Origin of the sequence: Paraburkholderia oxyphila NBRC 105797 (genome assembly GCF_000685075.1) — a bacterium.
Classification (GTDB): domain Bacteria; phylum Pseudomonadota; class Gammaproteobacteria; order Burkholderiales; family Burkholderiaceae; genus Paraburkholderia; species Paraburkholderia oxyphila.
Genome location: NZ_BAYD01000007.1, coordinates 25,673 through 40,420, shown reverse-complemented (window position 1 = coordinate 40,420; position 14,748 = coordinate 25,673). Strand labels below are relative to the sequence as shown.

10 protein-coding genes are annotated in these 14,748 nt (G+C 67.7%); 5 read left to right on the top strand and 5 right to left on the bottom strand.

Going from position 1 to position 14,748, the window contains the following annotated elements; genetic code table 11:
• Window positions 1-99: 99 nt before the first annotated feature.
• Window positions 100-1,335 carry an outer membrane protein assembly factor BamC gene (gene bamC / locus BO1_RS06275; protein WP_028216825.1) on the bottom strand — a complete coding sequence of 412 codons (1,236 nt, stop codon included), beginning with the start codon at window positions 1,333-1,335 and terminating at the stop codon, window positions 100-102.
• 74 nt (window positions 1,336-1,409) lie between these two features.
• Between bamC and BO1_RS58860 the strand changes: the two genes are divergently transcribed.
• The 3 genes from BO1_RS58860 to BO1_RS06265 all read left to right on the top strand — a co-directional run bounded on the left by BO1_RS58860 (window position 1,410) and on the right by BO1_RS06265 (window position 3,552).
• Window positions 1,410-1,598 (top strand): hypothetical protein, encoded by a 189-nt coding sequence (locus BO1_RS58860; RefSeq protein WP_156992160.1) that lies wholly within the window; start codon window positions 1,410-1,412, stop codon window positions 1,596-1,598.
• Window positions 1,599-1,741: 143 nt separating this feature from the next.
• Window positions 1,742-2,215 (top strand): DUF2844 domain-containing protein, encoded by a 474-nt coding sequence (locus tag BO1_RS06270; protein WP_063744665.1) that lies wholly within the window; start codon window positions 1,742-1,744, stop codon window positions 2,213-2,215.
• A complete protein-coding gene (locus BO1_RS06265; protein ID WP_052409372.1) occupies window positions 2,212-3,552 on the top strand; it encodes a DUF3443 domain-containing protein in 1,341 nt (446 codons plus the stop codon). The genes BO1_RS06270 and BO1_RS06265 overlap by 4 nt, the downstream gene beginning before the upstream one ends.
• Window positions 3,553-3,585: 33 nt before the next feature.
• On the opposite strand, the gene BO1_RS56220 is transcribed toward BO1_RS06265, so the two are convergent.
• A complete protein-coding gene (locus tag BO1_RS56220) occupies window positions 3,586-4,266 on the bottom strand; it encodes a hypothetical protein (RefSeq protein ID WP_052409371.1) in 681 nt (226 codons plus the stop codon).
• Between the two features lie 157 nt (window positions 4,267-4,423).
• Between BO1_RS56220 and BO1_RS06255 the strand changes: the two genes are divergently transcribed.
• Together BO1_RS06255 and BO1_RS06250 are read left to right on the top strand one after the other, a co-directional pair.
• Window positions 4,424-6,244 carry a VRR-NUC domain-containing protein gene (locus tag BO1_RS06255; RefSeq protein WP_028216822.1) on the top strand — a complete coding sequence of 607 codons (1,821 nt, stop codon included), beginning with the start codon at window positions 4,424-4,426 and terminating at the stop codon, window positions 6,242-6,244.
• Window positions 6,241-8,538: an ATP-dependent DNA helicase gene (locus BO1_RS06250; RefSeq protein ID WP_028216821.1), complete on the top strand. Its 2,298-nt coding sequence runs from the start codon at window positions 6,241-6,243 to the stop codon at window positions 8,536-8,538. Before BO1_RS06255 ends, BO1_RS06250 begins: the two co-directional genes overlap by 4 nt.
• 79 nt (window positions 8,539-8,617) lie before the next feature.
• Here the strand turns inward: BO1_RS06250 and BO1_RS06245 are convergent, their stop codons facing one another.
• The 3 genes from BO1_RS06245 to xylA form a co-directional block, all read right to left on the bottom strand.
• Window positions 8,618-11,482, bottom strand: coding sequence for an ATP-dependent Clp protease ATP-binding subunit (locus tag BO1_RS06245; protein ID WP_028216820.1), 2,865 nt, complete (start codon window positions 11,480-11,482; stop codon window positions 8,618-8,620).
• A gap of 324 nt (window positions 11,483-11,806) precedes the next feature.
• Entirely contained in the window at window positions 11,807-13,300 is a 1,494-nt protein-coding gene (xylB, locus tag BO1_RS06240) for a xylulokinase (RefSeq protein ID WP_028216819.1), read from the bottom strand.
• Between the two features lie 67 nt (window positions 13,301-13,367).
• Window positions 13,368-14,690, bottom strand: coding sequence for a xylose isomerase (xylA, locus tag BO1_RS06235; RefSeq protein WP_028216818.1), 1,323 nt, complete (start codon window positions 14,688-14,690; stop codon window positions 13,368-13,370).
• Window positions 14,691-14,748: the final 58 nt, after the last annotated feature.

Here is a 14,748-nt window from a genome sequence, read left to right as displayed (position 1 = left end):
GGCGTAAAAAAACCGCCTGCGAATCACTCGATTCGCAGGCGGTTCTTGTGTCGATTGCTGGCGGCGGCCCGTGTGCCGCGCGCTGCAATACGAGGGGGCTTACTGCAGCTCTTCGACCACGATGCCCATGATCTCGCGAGCCGGACGCGACGAATCGATCTGGCCGCTGTCGTCGACGACCGCCACGCGGGTCTGGTTATCGGTCACTGCGCGCACGTTGAGCTTGTACTGCTTCGCGATCTTTTCCTTGCGGCCATGGAAGATCTGGTTCCAGAAGCCCTGCTCCGCCGAGCTCATGTCCTGCGGGTCGACGTAGCGCACGTAGTAGATGCCCTTCGCGCGGTCGCGGTCGTCCACCGTGAAGTTCGCGCGGTCGAGCGCAATGCCCACACGCAGCCATGCGCGGTCGTACGGCTCGGCGAGCGTGAGCTCGGTCGACGTGTACTGGCCGCCAGCCGGGCTGTTCGCCGAGGACGACGTAGCCGGCGCGCTCTGGCCTGCCGCGGCGGCGTTCTGCGCCGCGACGGCGGCCGCAGCCGCGTCGGGAGCCTTGGATGTCGCGTCCTTTGCGTTCGCCTTCGCGTCGGCCTCGGCGGCGATCTGCGCGTCGGGCACGCCCGGCTTGGCGTTCGCGAGCGTCATCATGAGCCGCTTGAGGTACTCGGTTTCGAGCGCCGGATCGTTGGGCTTCGGCTCCCACTTGCTGGTGTCGTTGTTGGTGCCGCTCAGCTGCTCGCTCAGACCCTTCTGGCTGATGAAGATGTATGTGCCGCCGGTGGGCGAGGTTTCGAGACGCGTGCGGTACTTGTTGCGCTCCGCGGTAACGTACGAGTTGCCCGTGGCCCACGACAGCGAGTTGCGGATCAGGCCGTCGTTGATCTTCGGATGGGTCTCGTTCCAGTCGGTCTCCATCACGCCCTTGTCGCGCTGGTCGACCACCAGCAGGAAGCCCTGCTCCTGCCAGAAGCGGCGCACCTGCGGCCAGACCTGGTCAGGCGTGCGATTGTCGATGACGAGCCAGCTTTCCGTGCCATCACGCTGAATATGCATGCCCGGCACTTGCGGCAGCACCTGGGTCTGGTCGGACGGGGGCGCCGCGGCCTGGGTCTGCTTGAGCGAGGACAGCGACGTTTCCCCGCCTTGCGGGGCCATCGAGCGCTGGTCGGACGTTTCGTCGAGCATGTTCGGCGGAACGGCCAGCGAAGCCTGCTTCGCCTTTCCATCACTGCGGTAATCGATCTTGCCGGGCGTCGGCGAACTGCAGCCGGCGACCAGCCCGCCCGCCATCAGGAGCGCGAAGGCGCGAGCGGCAAGACGTTGGTGAAAATCACTCATGTTCGGGTAATCCCTTCGGCTAGGCCACGGGCTAGTTTCCGTGGATCAACCAGCCATTTTACCGGCGACAGGCCGTGCTGTGCAAAAACCGCAGTTCGGCGGCGCTGCCGGGCGCAAGCCGGATGCGCAAACCGGGCCGCCAGGCGGCGAGCGGCGGGCTGTTCAGCCGATTTTGTCATCGGTTTGACGCCCTGAACGTAACGTTTATCAACATTTTAGAAAACACTCTCCGGTCCCTGAAATCAGGCAAATCCCTTTTTTGATCAACGCCTTACGAGGAATGGCGCCAGGCGGTCAAGTTTGCGCAAGTCGGCATTTGAGTCGTTCCGGTCTTGTGCGCGCGACCCGGTGCTAATTTCCCCCTCAAAAAAGAGATAAGTCCGAAGAACGACACACGGAGAGTTTGATGAGAATTTGGAGATGCTTGCAGGCGAGCCGCGCCGCGGCCAGCGCCTGCCTCTTCTCGTGCCTCGCGGCCGGCGCCGCACCGGCCCACGCCGCGCTCGGCGACACGGTTGCGTCCGGGCTTCCGCCAACACCGGCATCGACCACCCAGACGCTCGCGGGCGGGGCGGCGCGCATGACGAGCTACGTCGACGCGGGCGGCACGCACTTTAACGAGTACATCGCCGCCAGCAGCGGCGAAATCTTCGCCTATGTGTGGCAAGGCCCCACCCCGCCGGATCTCGATGTGCTGCTCGGCCGCTACGCCGCCGCGTGGCGCAGCGGCGCTGCCGCGCTGCATGCCAGCGGACGCGACGGCCTGCACGCCGCGCGCGTGGATACGCCCACGGTCGTCGTCGAGTCCGGCGGGCACATGCGCAGCTATATCGGGCGCGCGTGGCTGCCCGCGGGCGTCAGCGAGGGAGATCTGCGATGAGCACGCCCGCGCAACGCGTTCTGGAACGCGTTTCCATCCGGAGCGTACAAACGGACGCCCGCGCGTTCGTGCTCGCAGGCATCCTCGCCGCGGTGCTCGCGGGATGCGGTGGAGGCGGCGGCAGCAGCACGACAGGCGCCACGGTCCCGGCGAGCTCGCCCGCCGCCGCAAGCGCGCCCGCGGCCTCGGCTCCGGCCGCGGCGAGTTCGCCGGCCCCGAGCGGTTCGAGCACGTCGGGCACCGTCCCGCAATCGACGACGCCCAATGTCGTCGCGGTCAGCGTCGCCGCCACGCCCACCTCGACGCGCAACATGCTCATGGCGAGCGTGACCGTGTGCGTGCCGGGCACGAGCACCTGCGCGACCGTCGACAACGTGCAGGTCGACACCGGCTCGCAGGGCCTCCGTCTGCTCGCATCGGCCCTGCCGGCCGGGTTCGCGCTGCCATCGGTGGCCGCGGGTTCCGGCTCGTCGCCCGCGGGCGAATGTGCGGCCTTCGGCAGCGGCTACACGTGGGGCGCAGTGCGCAGCGCCGACGTGCGGCTCGCGGGCGAAGTGGCCCCCGCGCTGCCGATCCAGGTGATCGCCGACCCGTCCGTGCCGACCACGCCGAGCGTCTGCGAGGGCTTCGGGCTCGCGATGATCAATACCACGGCGCTGCGCGCGAACGGCATCCTCGGTGTCGGGCCCTTTAACGCCGACTGCGGCGCGGCCTGCGTGAATCAGCCGAATAGTTCGTGGTACTACGCATGCCCTTCCGGCAACTGCACGGCGAGTGCGCAGCCGCTCGCGCAGCAGGTGAGCAATCCCGTCGCGGCGTTTGCCACGGACAATAACGGCGTCGTGCTCGATCTGCCCGCGGTGCCCGACTCAGGCCAGAGCACCGTGAGCGGATCGCTGATATTCGGCATCGGCTCGCAGTCGAACAACGCGCTCGGCGGCGCGACGGTGTTGCGCGCGAACACGGTGACGGGCTTCGTGTCGACCACGACCTCGGACGGCTCGGTCTATCCGCTGAGCTATCTGGATAGCGGCTCGAACGGCTTTTTCTTCGCGGACGCGGCACTCACGCGCTGTGGCGTGTGGTACTGCCCGGGCGCGCCGCTCAGCATCGGCGCGACGATCGAGGGCACGGATGGTGTGAGCGCCGCGGCCTCGCTCCCGGTCGCCAATGCACAATCGCTGCTCGCGAGCGGCAACTGGGCGTTCGACAACCTGGCGGGCTACAACGGCAACATGTTCGGCTGGGGATTGCCGTTTTTCTTCGGGCGGCGCATCTACACGGCCATCGAAGCCGAGGTGACGCCCGCGGGCGCGGGGCCGTATTTCGCGTTCTGAGCGTGGGGCAAGCGGGTGCGGTGCCGGTGCCGGTTACTCGTCGTTGGCGTCGGGCGCGGGCGTGGTCTTCGCGAGTGCGGCCGGCGAGAGCCAGCGGAACGACGTGAGGCTACCCGTCTTGTCATAGGTGCATTCGGCGGCGGTGGTCGGGCGCGGGGCCTTGTGCAGACCCAGCTTCACGGCCAGCGCCGCCATCGGCGTGGTGGGCTTGCTTTCCGCGACCGGCGCGGCTGCCGATGCCGCAGATGCAGCAGATGCCACGGCGGCTCCGGATGCCGCGGAAGCTGCGGACGCTACGGCTGCTCCGGACGCCGCCGACGCCACCGTCGCGTGCTGCGCCGACGAAGCGACCGACGATGCCGATGCCGCCGAAGCTCCCGTCGAAGCGGAAGCCACGGCGGCACTCGCCGCGCTCACGCCCGAGGCGCCGGCGGTGGCAGCCACCGGCGCACCGGTGACGGCGGCGACAGCCTCTGGGCTGAGCACGCCCGATGCCGGCAGCGCGCCGCGAGCGAGCGCGCCTTCGACGACAACACGCTTGCCGCGATACGCCACCGCGGTATGCGTGACGGTCAGTTGGCCCAGCGACGCGTTGACGAGCCGGGTGCGCATTTCATGCTCGCATGCGCTGGGGTTCTGGTACTGCGCGACGCATCCCGCGAGCAGAGTGGCACCGGCGGCGAGGCCGACGAGGCAGGCTTTCCGTTTGTTCATCGCTCTTGTTGCGCTTCTTGCGCGGTTCGGTTTTCAGGCTGCGGCAATTGTAGCGTAGAGCCTGCGAAGACCCGACGCGCATCGGGCTCTGCGAACGGCGCTCGCGGGCCGCGCGGGCCTGTTATTATCGCGGCTGTATATCCGTACAGTGCCGCGCGTGCTTCCCGAATCTCCCGATCCGTTCTATTACCTCGCGAACTTCGAGCGCGCGCTCGCCTCGCTCGATGCGCGCTGCGCCGACCTGTTCGACGAAGCCGAACAGCGCTTCGTGCAGGGCTTCGGCGCCCTGCCGCGGGCCTCGCGCGCGCTGTTCGTGCGCATGCTCATGCGCAAGGGCCCGCATTTTCGCGCGAGCAAGCTCGACTACGCCGAGATTGGCTGTCCGCGCGCGGCGGCGGCGCCCCTTGTGGAGGCGGGCTGGCTGGACGCCGCGCCCGTGCTCGCGCTCGATGCGCTCGCGGCGCTCGTTACCAAAGCCGAACTGCAAACGCTCGCCGCACGGCTCGCAGCCTGCGCGCAGGCGCAAGGCACGCCCGAGGGGGCCAATGCGCCTGATGCTGCTGATTCCTCCGATGTGCCCAAGCCAGCGAGCGCGCAGCACACCGGCGCTGCCGCACGCGCCATACCGGCCACACGCGCCACGCGCGCCGGAACACTCGAAGCCCTGCAAGCCGCCGCACCCGAAGCGCGCGAATGGTCCGCGTGGTTTCCTGGCACGGCCGATACCGTGTTCCATCTGGTGGCCGCGCCGCTGTGTGAGCGGCTCAGGCTGATGTTCTTCGGCAACCTGCGGCAGGACTGGTCCGAGTTCGTGCTTGCCGACCTCGGCGTCTACCGCTACGAACCGGTGCCGCTCGACAGCGCCTCGCGCGCGTTTCAGCAGCGCGCCGATATCGACGCGTATCTCACGCTGCGCGACTGCCGCGAGTCCTTCGATCTCGCTCCGGACGCGGCGAGCGCCGTCACCGCCCTCGGCACTGCGCTCGATACGCTCGACACCCTTGCGCCGCGCACCCGGCACAACGACTGGCTGCGCTCGCGTCACGACCGGGTGCGCCACGCGGCGGGCCAGGCAGCCGAGCGTCTGGGCGAGCCGGCGCTGGCATGGCGCGCCTATGCCGACTGCGGTCACCCCGAATCGCGCTACCGGTGCGTGCGCGTGCTCGAGCAACTCGACCGACGCGACGAAGCGCTCGCGCTCGCCCAGACCATTGCCGGCGCGCCCGCGAACGAAGAGGAAGCGCAACGCGCGACGCGCACGCTCGCACGCCTGCAGCGGCGGCGCGCCACGGCACAAACGCCGACAACGCCCGGCACGCCGACATTCGCGAGCGCCGAGCTCACGCTCCCCGACGCCTGGGCCGGCCTGCGCGTGGAGGAAGCCGCGCGCCGCACGCTCGAGCGCGCCGACGCGCCCGTCTTCTACGTCGAGAACGCGCTCATCAACAGCCTCTTCGGCCTGCTCTGCTGGCCCGCGCTCTTCGCGCCGCTGCCGGGCGCGTTCTTCCATCCGTTCCAGCGCGGCCCCGCCGACCTGCACGCCACCGAGTTCGTGTCCCGGCGCGCCGGGCTCTTCGCCGCGTGTCTCGCCGAATTCGAGACCGGCACCTATCGCGCGACCATCGAGCAGCGTTTCACGCAGAAGTACGGCATCCAGTCACCCTACGTTGCGTGGCCCGCGCTCGACGCCGCGCTGCTCGCGCTGGCGCTCGACTGCTTTCCCGCCGCCCACCTGAAGCTCTGGTTCGAGCGCCTGCTGCGCGAGCCCGGCGCGAACCGTTCGGGCCTGCCCGACCTCGTGCGCTTCTGGCCGCGCGAGCGACGCTACGAGCTGATCGAGGTGAAGGGCCCCGGCGACCGGCTGCAGGACAACCAGCGCCGCTGGCTCGCCTACTGCGCGGCACACGGCCTGCCCGTGACGGTGCTGCAAGTGCGCTGGGCGGCGCCGGAAAGCACCCCGGCTGCGCCCACGCCATGAGCTACACCGTCGCGGTCCGTACGCTCTGCGAGTTCACCGCGAAACGCGGCGACCTCGACCTGCGCTTCACGCCCTCGCCCGATGCGAGCGAAGGCCGCGCCGGCCACGCCGCGATCGCCGCCCGCCGGCCCACAGGCTACGAAACCGAAATCGCGCTCACAGGCGTATTCGGCACGCTCACCGTGCGCGGCCGCGCCGACGGCTACGACCCGGCACGCCAACGGCTCGAAGAGTTCAAGACCTATCGCGGCGATCTGGAGGCGATGCGCGAGAATCAGCGCGCGCTACACTGGGCGCAATTGCGTGTCTATGGCGCGCTGATATGCGAGCAGCTCGGCCTCGACGCGCTCGAGCTCGCGCTCGTCTACTACGAGATTGGCTCGGGACGCGAGACGGCGCTCGTCGAGCACGCGAGCGCCCAGCAGCTGCGCGCCGAATTCGAGTCGCAGTGCGCGCGCTTCATCGCGTGGGCTGAACAGGAGAGCGCGCATCGCGCGGCGCGCGACCTGGCGCTCGCGGCCTTGCGCCTGCCGCATGCCACCTTCCGCGAGGGCCAGCGCGATCTCGCCGAGGCCGTGTGGCGCGCAGCCACGCAAGGACGCTGCCTGCTCATCGAGGCGCCCACCGGCATCGGCAAGACCATCGGCACGCTGTTCCCGCAACTGAAGGCCTGCGCGCGCGCCGGCATCGACAAGGTGCTGTTCTTGAGCGCGAAGAGCCCGGGACGGCAGCTCGCGCTCGACGCGCTCGACACACTGGCCGCCGCTCAAGTCGATGGCGAAGCCCGCGATGGCGAGCCGCGCGACGCCGCCCCGCTGCCGCTGCGCGTGCTCGAACTGGTCGCGCGCGACAAAGCCTGCGAGCACCCGGACCTCGCATGTCACGGGCAATCGTGCCCGCTCGCACGCGGCTTTTACGACCGCCTGCCCGCCGCGCGCGCCGCCGCACTCGCGCGCGTGCGGCTCGACCGCGCCGCGTTGCGCGAGGTCGCGCGCGAGCATGCCGTCTGTCCGTACTACCTCGGCCAGGAGCTCACGCGCTGGAGCGACGTGATCGTCGGCGACTACAACTATTACTTCGACGTGAGCGCGATGTTGTTCATGCTCGGCGCGCACAACCAGTGGCGCACGAGCGTGCTCGTGGACGAGGCGCACAATCTGCCCGAACGCGCCCGAGCGATGTATTCCGCCGAGCTCGTGCAAACGCGCCTCGACGCCGTGCGCCGCGCCGCGAGCGCTCCCGTGAAGCGGGCGCTGACACGCCTCGCGCGCCAATGGAACGCGCAGAACGCCTTGCAGCCGCACGCGTGGCGCGCGAGCGAGACGCTGCCCGAAGGCCTCGTTGCCGCGCTCGGCGACGTGATCGCCGCCATTGGCGACCAGCTCGCGCAACCGGCGCTCGTGCGCGACGCCGAACTCGAACGCTTCTATTTCGACGCGCTGCACTTCGTGCGCATGGCCGAGCGCTTCGACGCGCAATCGATCTTCGACGTCACGCCGCTTGCCACGCGGGACGCGAAGCGCACGCGCTCGACGCTGTGCATCCGCAACATCGTGCCCGCCGGCGCGCTGCGCGCGCGCATGGCGGCGGCCCATAGCGTGACGCTCTTTTCGGCGACGCTCGCGCCCACGCGCTACTACGCCGAGATGCTCGGCCTGCCCGCGAACACCGTGAACGTGGAGATAGGCACGCCGTTTCGCGCCGAGCAGCTCGACGTGCGGATCGCGCGCGATATCTCCACGCGCTACAAGGACCGCGAGCGCTCGCTCGACGCGCTCGTCGAGCGCGTCGCAAGGCAATACGACGCGCGCCCCGGCAATTACCTGTGCTTCTTCAGCAGCTACGACTATCTCCAGCTCGCCGCCGACGCCTTCGTCGCGCGGCATCCGCACGTGAGTACATGGATGCAGTCGCGCACGATGGACGAGGCGCAGCAGCAGGCCTTCGTTGCGCGCTTCGTGGAGGGCGGCTGCGGGATCGGCTTTGCGGTGCTCGGCGGGGCCTTCGGCGAAGGCATCGACCTGCCGGGCACGCGCCTGATCGGCACTTTCATCGCGACGCTCGGCATGCCGCAGGTGAATCCCGTCAACGAGGCGATGCGCGAGCGCATGCAATCGCTCTACGGCGCCGGGTTCGACTACACCTATCTGATCCCCGGGCTGCGCAAGGTCGTGCAGGCCGCGGGCCGCGTGATTCGCACCGAACACGACCGCGGCGTCGTGCATCTGCTCGACGACCGCTTCGCGCGGCCGGACGTGCGCGCACTGCTGCCTGCGTGGTGGCAAATCGGCTAGCGCATTAAATCAGCATGCCGAATTCATTCGCAGGAAACAAAACCGGCGCCGCGACGGCGCCGGTTTCCCCACTACGGACTCAGGCCGCCTTCGACTTGCCCGCGCCCTTGCCGCCCTTCTTCGGCGGCGGTGGCGGCGGCGGATCGCCCTCGGCGTCATCTGCGGCGAGCTCCGGCGCGACCTCCTTCACGTCCGGCTTCGCGCCCTTTCCATCGCCTTTGGCCTTCTTCGCGGGCTGGTTTTCCGGCACGTCGGGCGGCACGGCGATCTTGCTGATGGTCACTTCATGGTTCGCCGTGTCGTAGCCGATCTCGGCGGTGTCGCCCGTTTGCAATGCGTCGCCGAGCATCTCCCTGGCGAGCCGCGTCTCCACTTCCTGGCGAATCTGCCGCTTGAGCTCGCGTGCGCCGAACTCGGGTTGATAGCCGGCCTCGACCAGATGCGCGACGAGCGCATCGCTCATCTTCAGCGTGATGCCCTGCGCCGCCGCAGTGCGCTTCACGCGGTCGAGCTGAATCTGCACGATCGATTCAATGTTCTCGCGCGAGAGCGCATGGAACACGATGATCTCGTCGATACGATTGAGAAACTCAGGGCGGAAGTGGCCCTTGAGCACCTTCATGAGCTCGTCTTTCAGCACCTTTTCGTTCATGCGCGAGGCGGCCGGACGCTCGAGGTTCTCCATGATGATCGGCGCGCCCAGATTGCTCGTGGCGATGATGATCGTGTTGCTGAAATCAACCACGCGGCCCTTGCCGTCGGTGAGCCGGCCGTCGTCGAACACCTGCAGCAGCACGTTGTAGACGTCCGGGTGCGCCTTCTCGATCTCGTCGAGCAGAATCACGCTATAGGGACGACGGCGCACGCGCTCGGTGAGCTGGCCGCCTTCGTCGTAGCCCACGTATCCGGGCGGCGCGCCGATCAGGCGCGCAACGGCATGGCGCTCCATATACTCGCTCATGTCGATGCGGATGATGGCCTGCTCGTCGCCGAACACGGTTTCCGCGAGCGCCTTCGCGAGCTCGGTCTTGCCCACGCCCGTGGGCCCGAGGAACAGGAACGTGGCAATCGGCCGGTGCTCCTGGCCGAGGCCCGCACGCGAGAGGCGCACCGCGTCGCTCACCGCGACCACGGCGTCGTTCTGGCCGACCACGCGCTCGCGCAGCTTTTCCTCCATCTTCAGCAGCTTCTGCCGCTCTTCCTGCGTGAGATCGGCCACGGGGATGCCGGTCAGACGCGAGACCACTTCGGCAATGGACGCGACCGTCACCTCGAGCGTCTCCGAGCCGGTCTTGCGCTGCCACGCCTCGGTGAGCTCGTCGAGCTTCGCCTTCTTTTCGTTGATACGTTCTTCGAAGTTCTTCGCCTCGTCGAAGCGCTTGCGCGAGGCCGCATAGTCCTGTTCGCGCTTGCACTGCGCGATCTCCGCCTCCAGCTCCTGGATCTCCGCCGGCCGCGAGGTCGCGCCGATGCGCACGCGCGCGGCCGCCTGATCGATCAGATCGATGGCCTTGTCGGGCAGAAAGCGCGAGGTGATGTAGCGGTCCGAGAGCTCGGCCGCCGCGACGAAGGCGTCGTCGGCGAAGGTGACCTGATGGTGCGCCTCGAGCTTGTCGCGCAGGCCGCGCAGAATCACGATCGTCTGCTCGACGGTGGGCTCCGGCACGAGCACGGGCTGGAAGCGCCGCTCCAGCGCCGCGTCCTTCTCGATGTACTTCTGATACTCGTTGAGCGTGGTCGCGCCAATCAGGCTCAACTCGCCGCGCGCGAGTGCGGGCTTGAGCACGTTCGCGATGTCGAGGCCACCCTCGCCGCCGCCCTGCCCGGCACCCACGATCGTATGCAGCTCGTCGATGAAGAGGATCAGCTCGTCGTGCTTGGCCGTCACCTCGTCGATCAACTGCTTTGCACGCTCTTCGAACTCGCCGCGATACTTCGCGCCCGCGACCATCGAATTGATGTTCACCTCGACGAGCCGCTTGCCGCGCAACACCTCGGGCACGTCGCCGTTCACGATACGCTGCGCGAGGCCTTCGACGATGGCGGTCTTGCCCACGCCCGGCTCGCCGATCAGCACCGGATTGTTCTTCTTGCGCCGCGCAAGCACTTCGATGGTGTTTTCGATCTCCAGCGCGCGGCCGAGCACCGGATCGAGCTTGCCCTGGCGCGCCATGGCCGTGAGATCGCGGCCGAACTTGTCGAGCGTGGGGGTGCCCGTGGGCGCATCCACGCGGCCGTCTTCCGCGCCCTTGCCCACCACCTTGACGACCTTCTGGCGCAGCGCCTCGGGCGTCACGCCATACTTTTTGAGCAACGTGCCGGCAATGCTGTCCGGCACCGCCGCCAGCCCGATCAGCAGATGCTCGGGACCGACGTACGAGTGGCCCAGATCGCGCGACGCCTGGAACGCGAACTGAAACGCCTTCTTCAGGCGCGGCGAGATCGTCATCTTGTCGATGGGCGCGTCGGGGTCGGCGCTGCCCTGTTGCGCGTGCTGGTCGATATAGCCTTTGATGTCCTGCGGCGAGAGTTTCAATTCCTTCAGGAGTGCCGCACAAACGTCGGTATCGGCGAGCACGTAGAGCAGATGTTCGGTGTCGAGCTCGGTGCGCCGCAACTCATGGGCCTTTTCTGCGGCGCGCTGCAGGATTTCGAGCGTCTGCTCGCTAAACGCGTCCGTGGCGTCGACGGACTCGCGCGGCACCTCCGCCTCGAAGCCCCCACTTCCGTCATCGTGATCGCCCTCGCCGTCCGGGCCGCCGAAGAAACGCGACAGACCGCTGCCGCCCAGCAGCGAGTCGAACGGATTGAGCGCGCTTTGATGGCGCATCAACTGCCGATAGTCGTAATCGCATATCGACATGGACTTGCGCTGGCCGTTTTGCACGACCGTCACGCGCGCGACAGCGGGCCGCGCATTGCAGATTTCACAGAGGGTAGGCATGGTCGACTTGTCTCCAGTTCGGCGCCGTTGCGCGTGATGCGAAACGGCACGGCGCATCGCGAAGATGCGCCGGAAAAGTGACAGAGCGGCGGCGGCCCGCGCAGAAGACGCGGCGCTGCGCCAGGCGTTGCCGGGCCGGCGGCATCATAGACTGCAAGCACCGGAGGCACACGACGAAACGATTGTGGCAGGAAAAGTGGCGGCACGCTCCAAATGTGTATTGAAACGTGTGAAGCGAGCGCGTTGATACGCTGCCTTACAGCGACACTCCACAAGCTTGCGTCACAGTCTTGTCATACGAAAACTGCAATGGGGCGTGGAGGTCTATAACGCGTCGCTGCTGAATACGGGTTCGAGCGCGCGATAGAGCGCGCGAAACGTCGGTCGCCGCGCTTCGCGATACCACGCGTGACGCCCGGCGTCGGGCTCGCGCACGGCCAGGACCGGCGGCTGCGGACAAACGGCGTCGAGCGCCGCGTGCGGCTCGAGCGCGAGATGCGCGAGGCGCGCCGCCCCCAATGCCGGACCGACCTCGCCGCCCGCACGCAGCGTGAGCGCACGCCCGCTGATATCCGCGAGCATCTGCGTCCACCACGCGCTGCGCGAGCCGCCGCCGATCACCGTGATCGTCTCGGGCACGAGACCCGCCGCGTGCAGCGCGTCCATGCCGTCGAGCAGCGCGAAGCCCACGCCTTCGAGTGTCGCGTTGGCGAGATCGGCGCGCGTGGTCTGAGGCGTCATGCCGTAGAACACGCCCTTCGCGTTGACGTTGTTGTGCGGCGTGCGCTCACCGCTCAGATAAGGCAGGAACCAGGGCCTGCGCGCATCGAGTGCCGCGCCCGCCTGCGCCTGCGCGTCGGCCAGCAACGCGGCAACGCTTTCGTGACCCGTCAAACGCGCCGTGAAATCGAGGCAGCTCGCGGCGTTGAGTATCACCGACATCAAGTGCCAGGTATGCGGCAATGCATGGCAGAAGCTATGGACCGCGGAATCCGGATTCGCGAGAAAGCCGTCCGAGACTGCGAAATACACGCCCGACGTCCCGAGCGAGAGCATCGCGTCGCCGGGCCGCACGATCCCCACACCCACCGCGCCGGCCGCGTTGTCACCGCCGCCCGCCACCACCGGTATCTCGCGCAAGCCGAATTCGCGCGCGATCTCGGGGCGCAGCGTGCCAGTCACTTCATTGCCTTCGAAGACCTCGGGCATCTGCGCGCGCGTCAGCCCGCAGGCGGACAGCAGCGCGTCGCTGTAGTCGCGCCTCGCCACGTCGAGCCAGAGCGTGCCGGCGGCGTCGGAAGGATCGGTCGCGAACACGCCCGTCAGCAACCAGCGCAGATAATCTTTCGGCAGCAGCACGTGCGCGATGCGCGCGAAGACGTCGGGCTCGTGCTTGCGCACCCAGAGCAACTTGGGTGCGGTGAAGCCCGGCATGGCGAGATTGCCGGCCAGCGCGTGCAGCTCGGGCACGGCCTTTTCGAGCTCGATACATTCGGAATCCGAACGACCGTCGTTCCAGAGAATCGCCGGACGCAGCACCTCGCCCTTCGCATCGAGTAACGTCGCGCCGTGCATCTGGCCCGTGAGGCCCAGTGATTCGATACGCGCCGTGTCGATGCCGTTGCGGCGCACCGTGTCCAGCAGTTCGCGCAGCGCGCTGCGTGCCGCGTCCCACCAGTCCCGCGGTGCCTGCTCGGACCAGCGCGGCTGCGGCCGGCTCGCCGCGAGCGGTGCGCTCGCGCTGCCGAGCACGTCGCCGGCGCGATCGAGCAGCACGGCCTTCACGCCCGATGTGCCGAGGTCGATACCGATAAACATGTCTGCATCCCCTCTCGTTTCTCGTGCGCTTCTCGCGCGCTCCTCGTGTGCGTCTCGCGACGTGCGTTCAGCGCTGGGCGTAGATCGCCTGATTGACGACGTTCTCGAGCCGCTCCTGCTGGCCGCTCGCATGCTGCGGATTGAAGCCATGCGCGGCGGCATCGGCGGCCAGCGACGCAAGCGAATAGCCGCCCGCGAGGATCTTGCGGCCAAGTTCGGTATCCCAGCCCGCATAGCGCTGACGCTTGAACTGTTCGAGTCGGTCGTTCTCGACCAGCACTGCCGCACGCTCGAGTGCGAGGGCGAGCACATCGATCGCGCCCACGTGGCCATAGAACAGGTCTTCGGGATCGGCGCTCTGACGCCGCACCTTCGCATCGAAATTCATGCCGCCCGTGGTGAAGCCACCGTGGCGCAGGATCTCGTAGAACGCCAGCGTGAGCTCTTCCACGCTGTTCGGAAACTGATCGGTGTCCCAGCCGTTTTGCGGGTCGCCGCGATTGGCGTCGACGCTGCCGAACACGCTGAGCGCATAGGCCATCGCAATCTCGTGGTGGAACGAATGACCCGCGAGGGTGGCGTGATTCGCTTCGATGTTCACGCGAATTTCGTTCTGCAGTCCGTATTGGGTGAGAAAACCGTGGACGCTGGCGACATCGTAGTCGTACTGGTGCTTGGTGGGCTCCTGTGGCTTCGGCTCGATCAGCAGCGTGCCCTTGAAGCCGATGCGCGCCTTGTGCTCGACCACCATCGAGAGAAAACGCGCAAACTGTTCGCGCTCGCGCATGAGGTCGGTGTTGAGCAGCGTTTCGTAGCCCTCGCGCCCACCCCACAACACGTAATTCTCGCCTCCGAGCCGGTGCGTGGCGTCGAGCGCGTGGCACACCTGGGTGGCCGCATAGGCGAAGACCTCGGGGTTCGGATTCGTGGCCGCACCGGCTGCATAGCGCGAGTGCGAGAACAGATTCGCCGTGCCCCACAGCAGCTTCATGCCGCTCGCCTGCTGCTTCGCCTCCAGGTAATCCACCATGCGCGCGAAGTTCTCCTTGTAATCCTTGAGGTCCTTGCCTTCGGGCGCGACGTCGGTGTCGTGGAAGGTATAGAACGGCACGCCGAGCTTCGTGAAGAACTCGAATGCCGCGTCGGCCTTCTGGTGCGCGCGCTCCATCGCGTCGCCGGGCTGATGCCACGGACGATGAAAAGTGCCGTGGCCGAAGATGTCGCCGCCGGGCCACACGAACGTATGCCAGTAGCACACCGCGACGCGCAGGTGTTCCTCCAGCGTCTTGCCGAGGAGCTTCTTCGTGCGATCGTAGTAGTGGTAGGCAAGCGGATTGTCCGATTGCGGGCCTTCGTAGCGAATGGCTGGAATAGCTTCGAAATACGACATGGTGTCCCCCGTCTCATGCAAAGCCGTCGATCGCACCTGGCGCTTGAGCTGTCGGCCG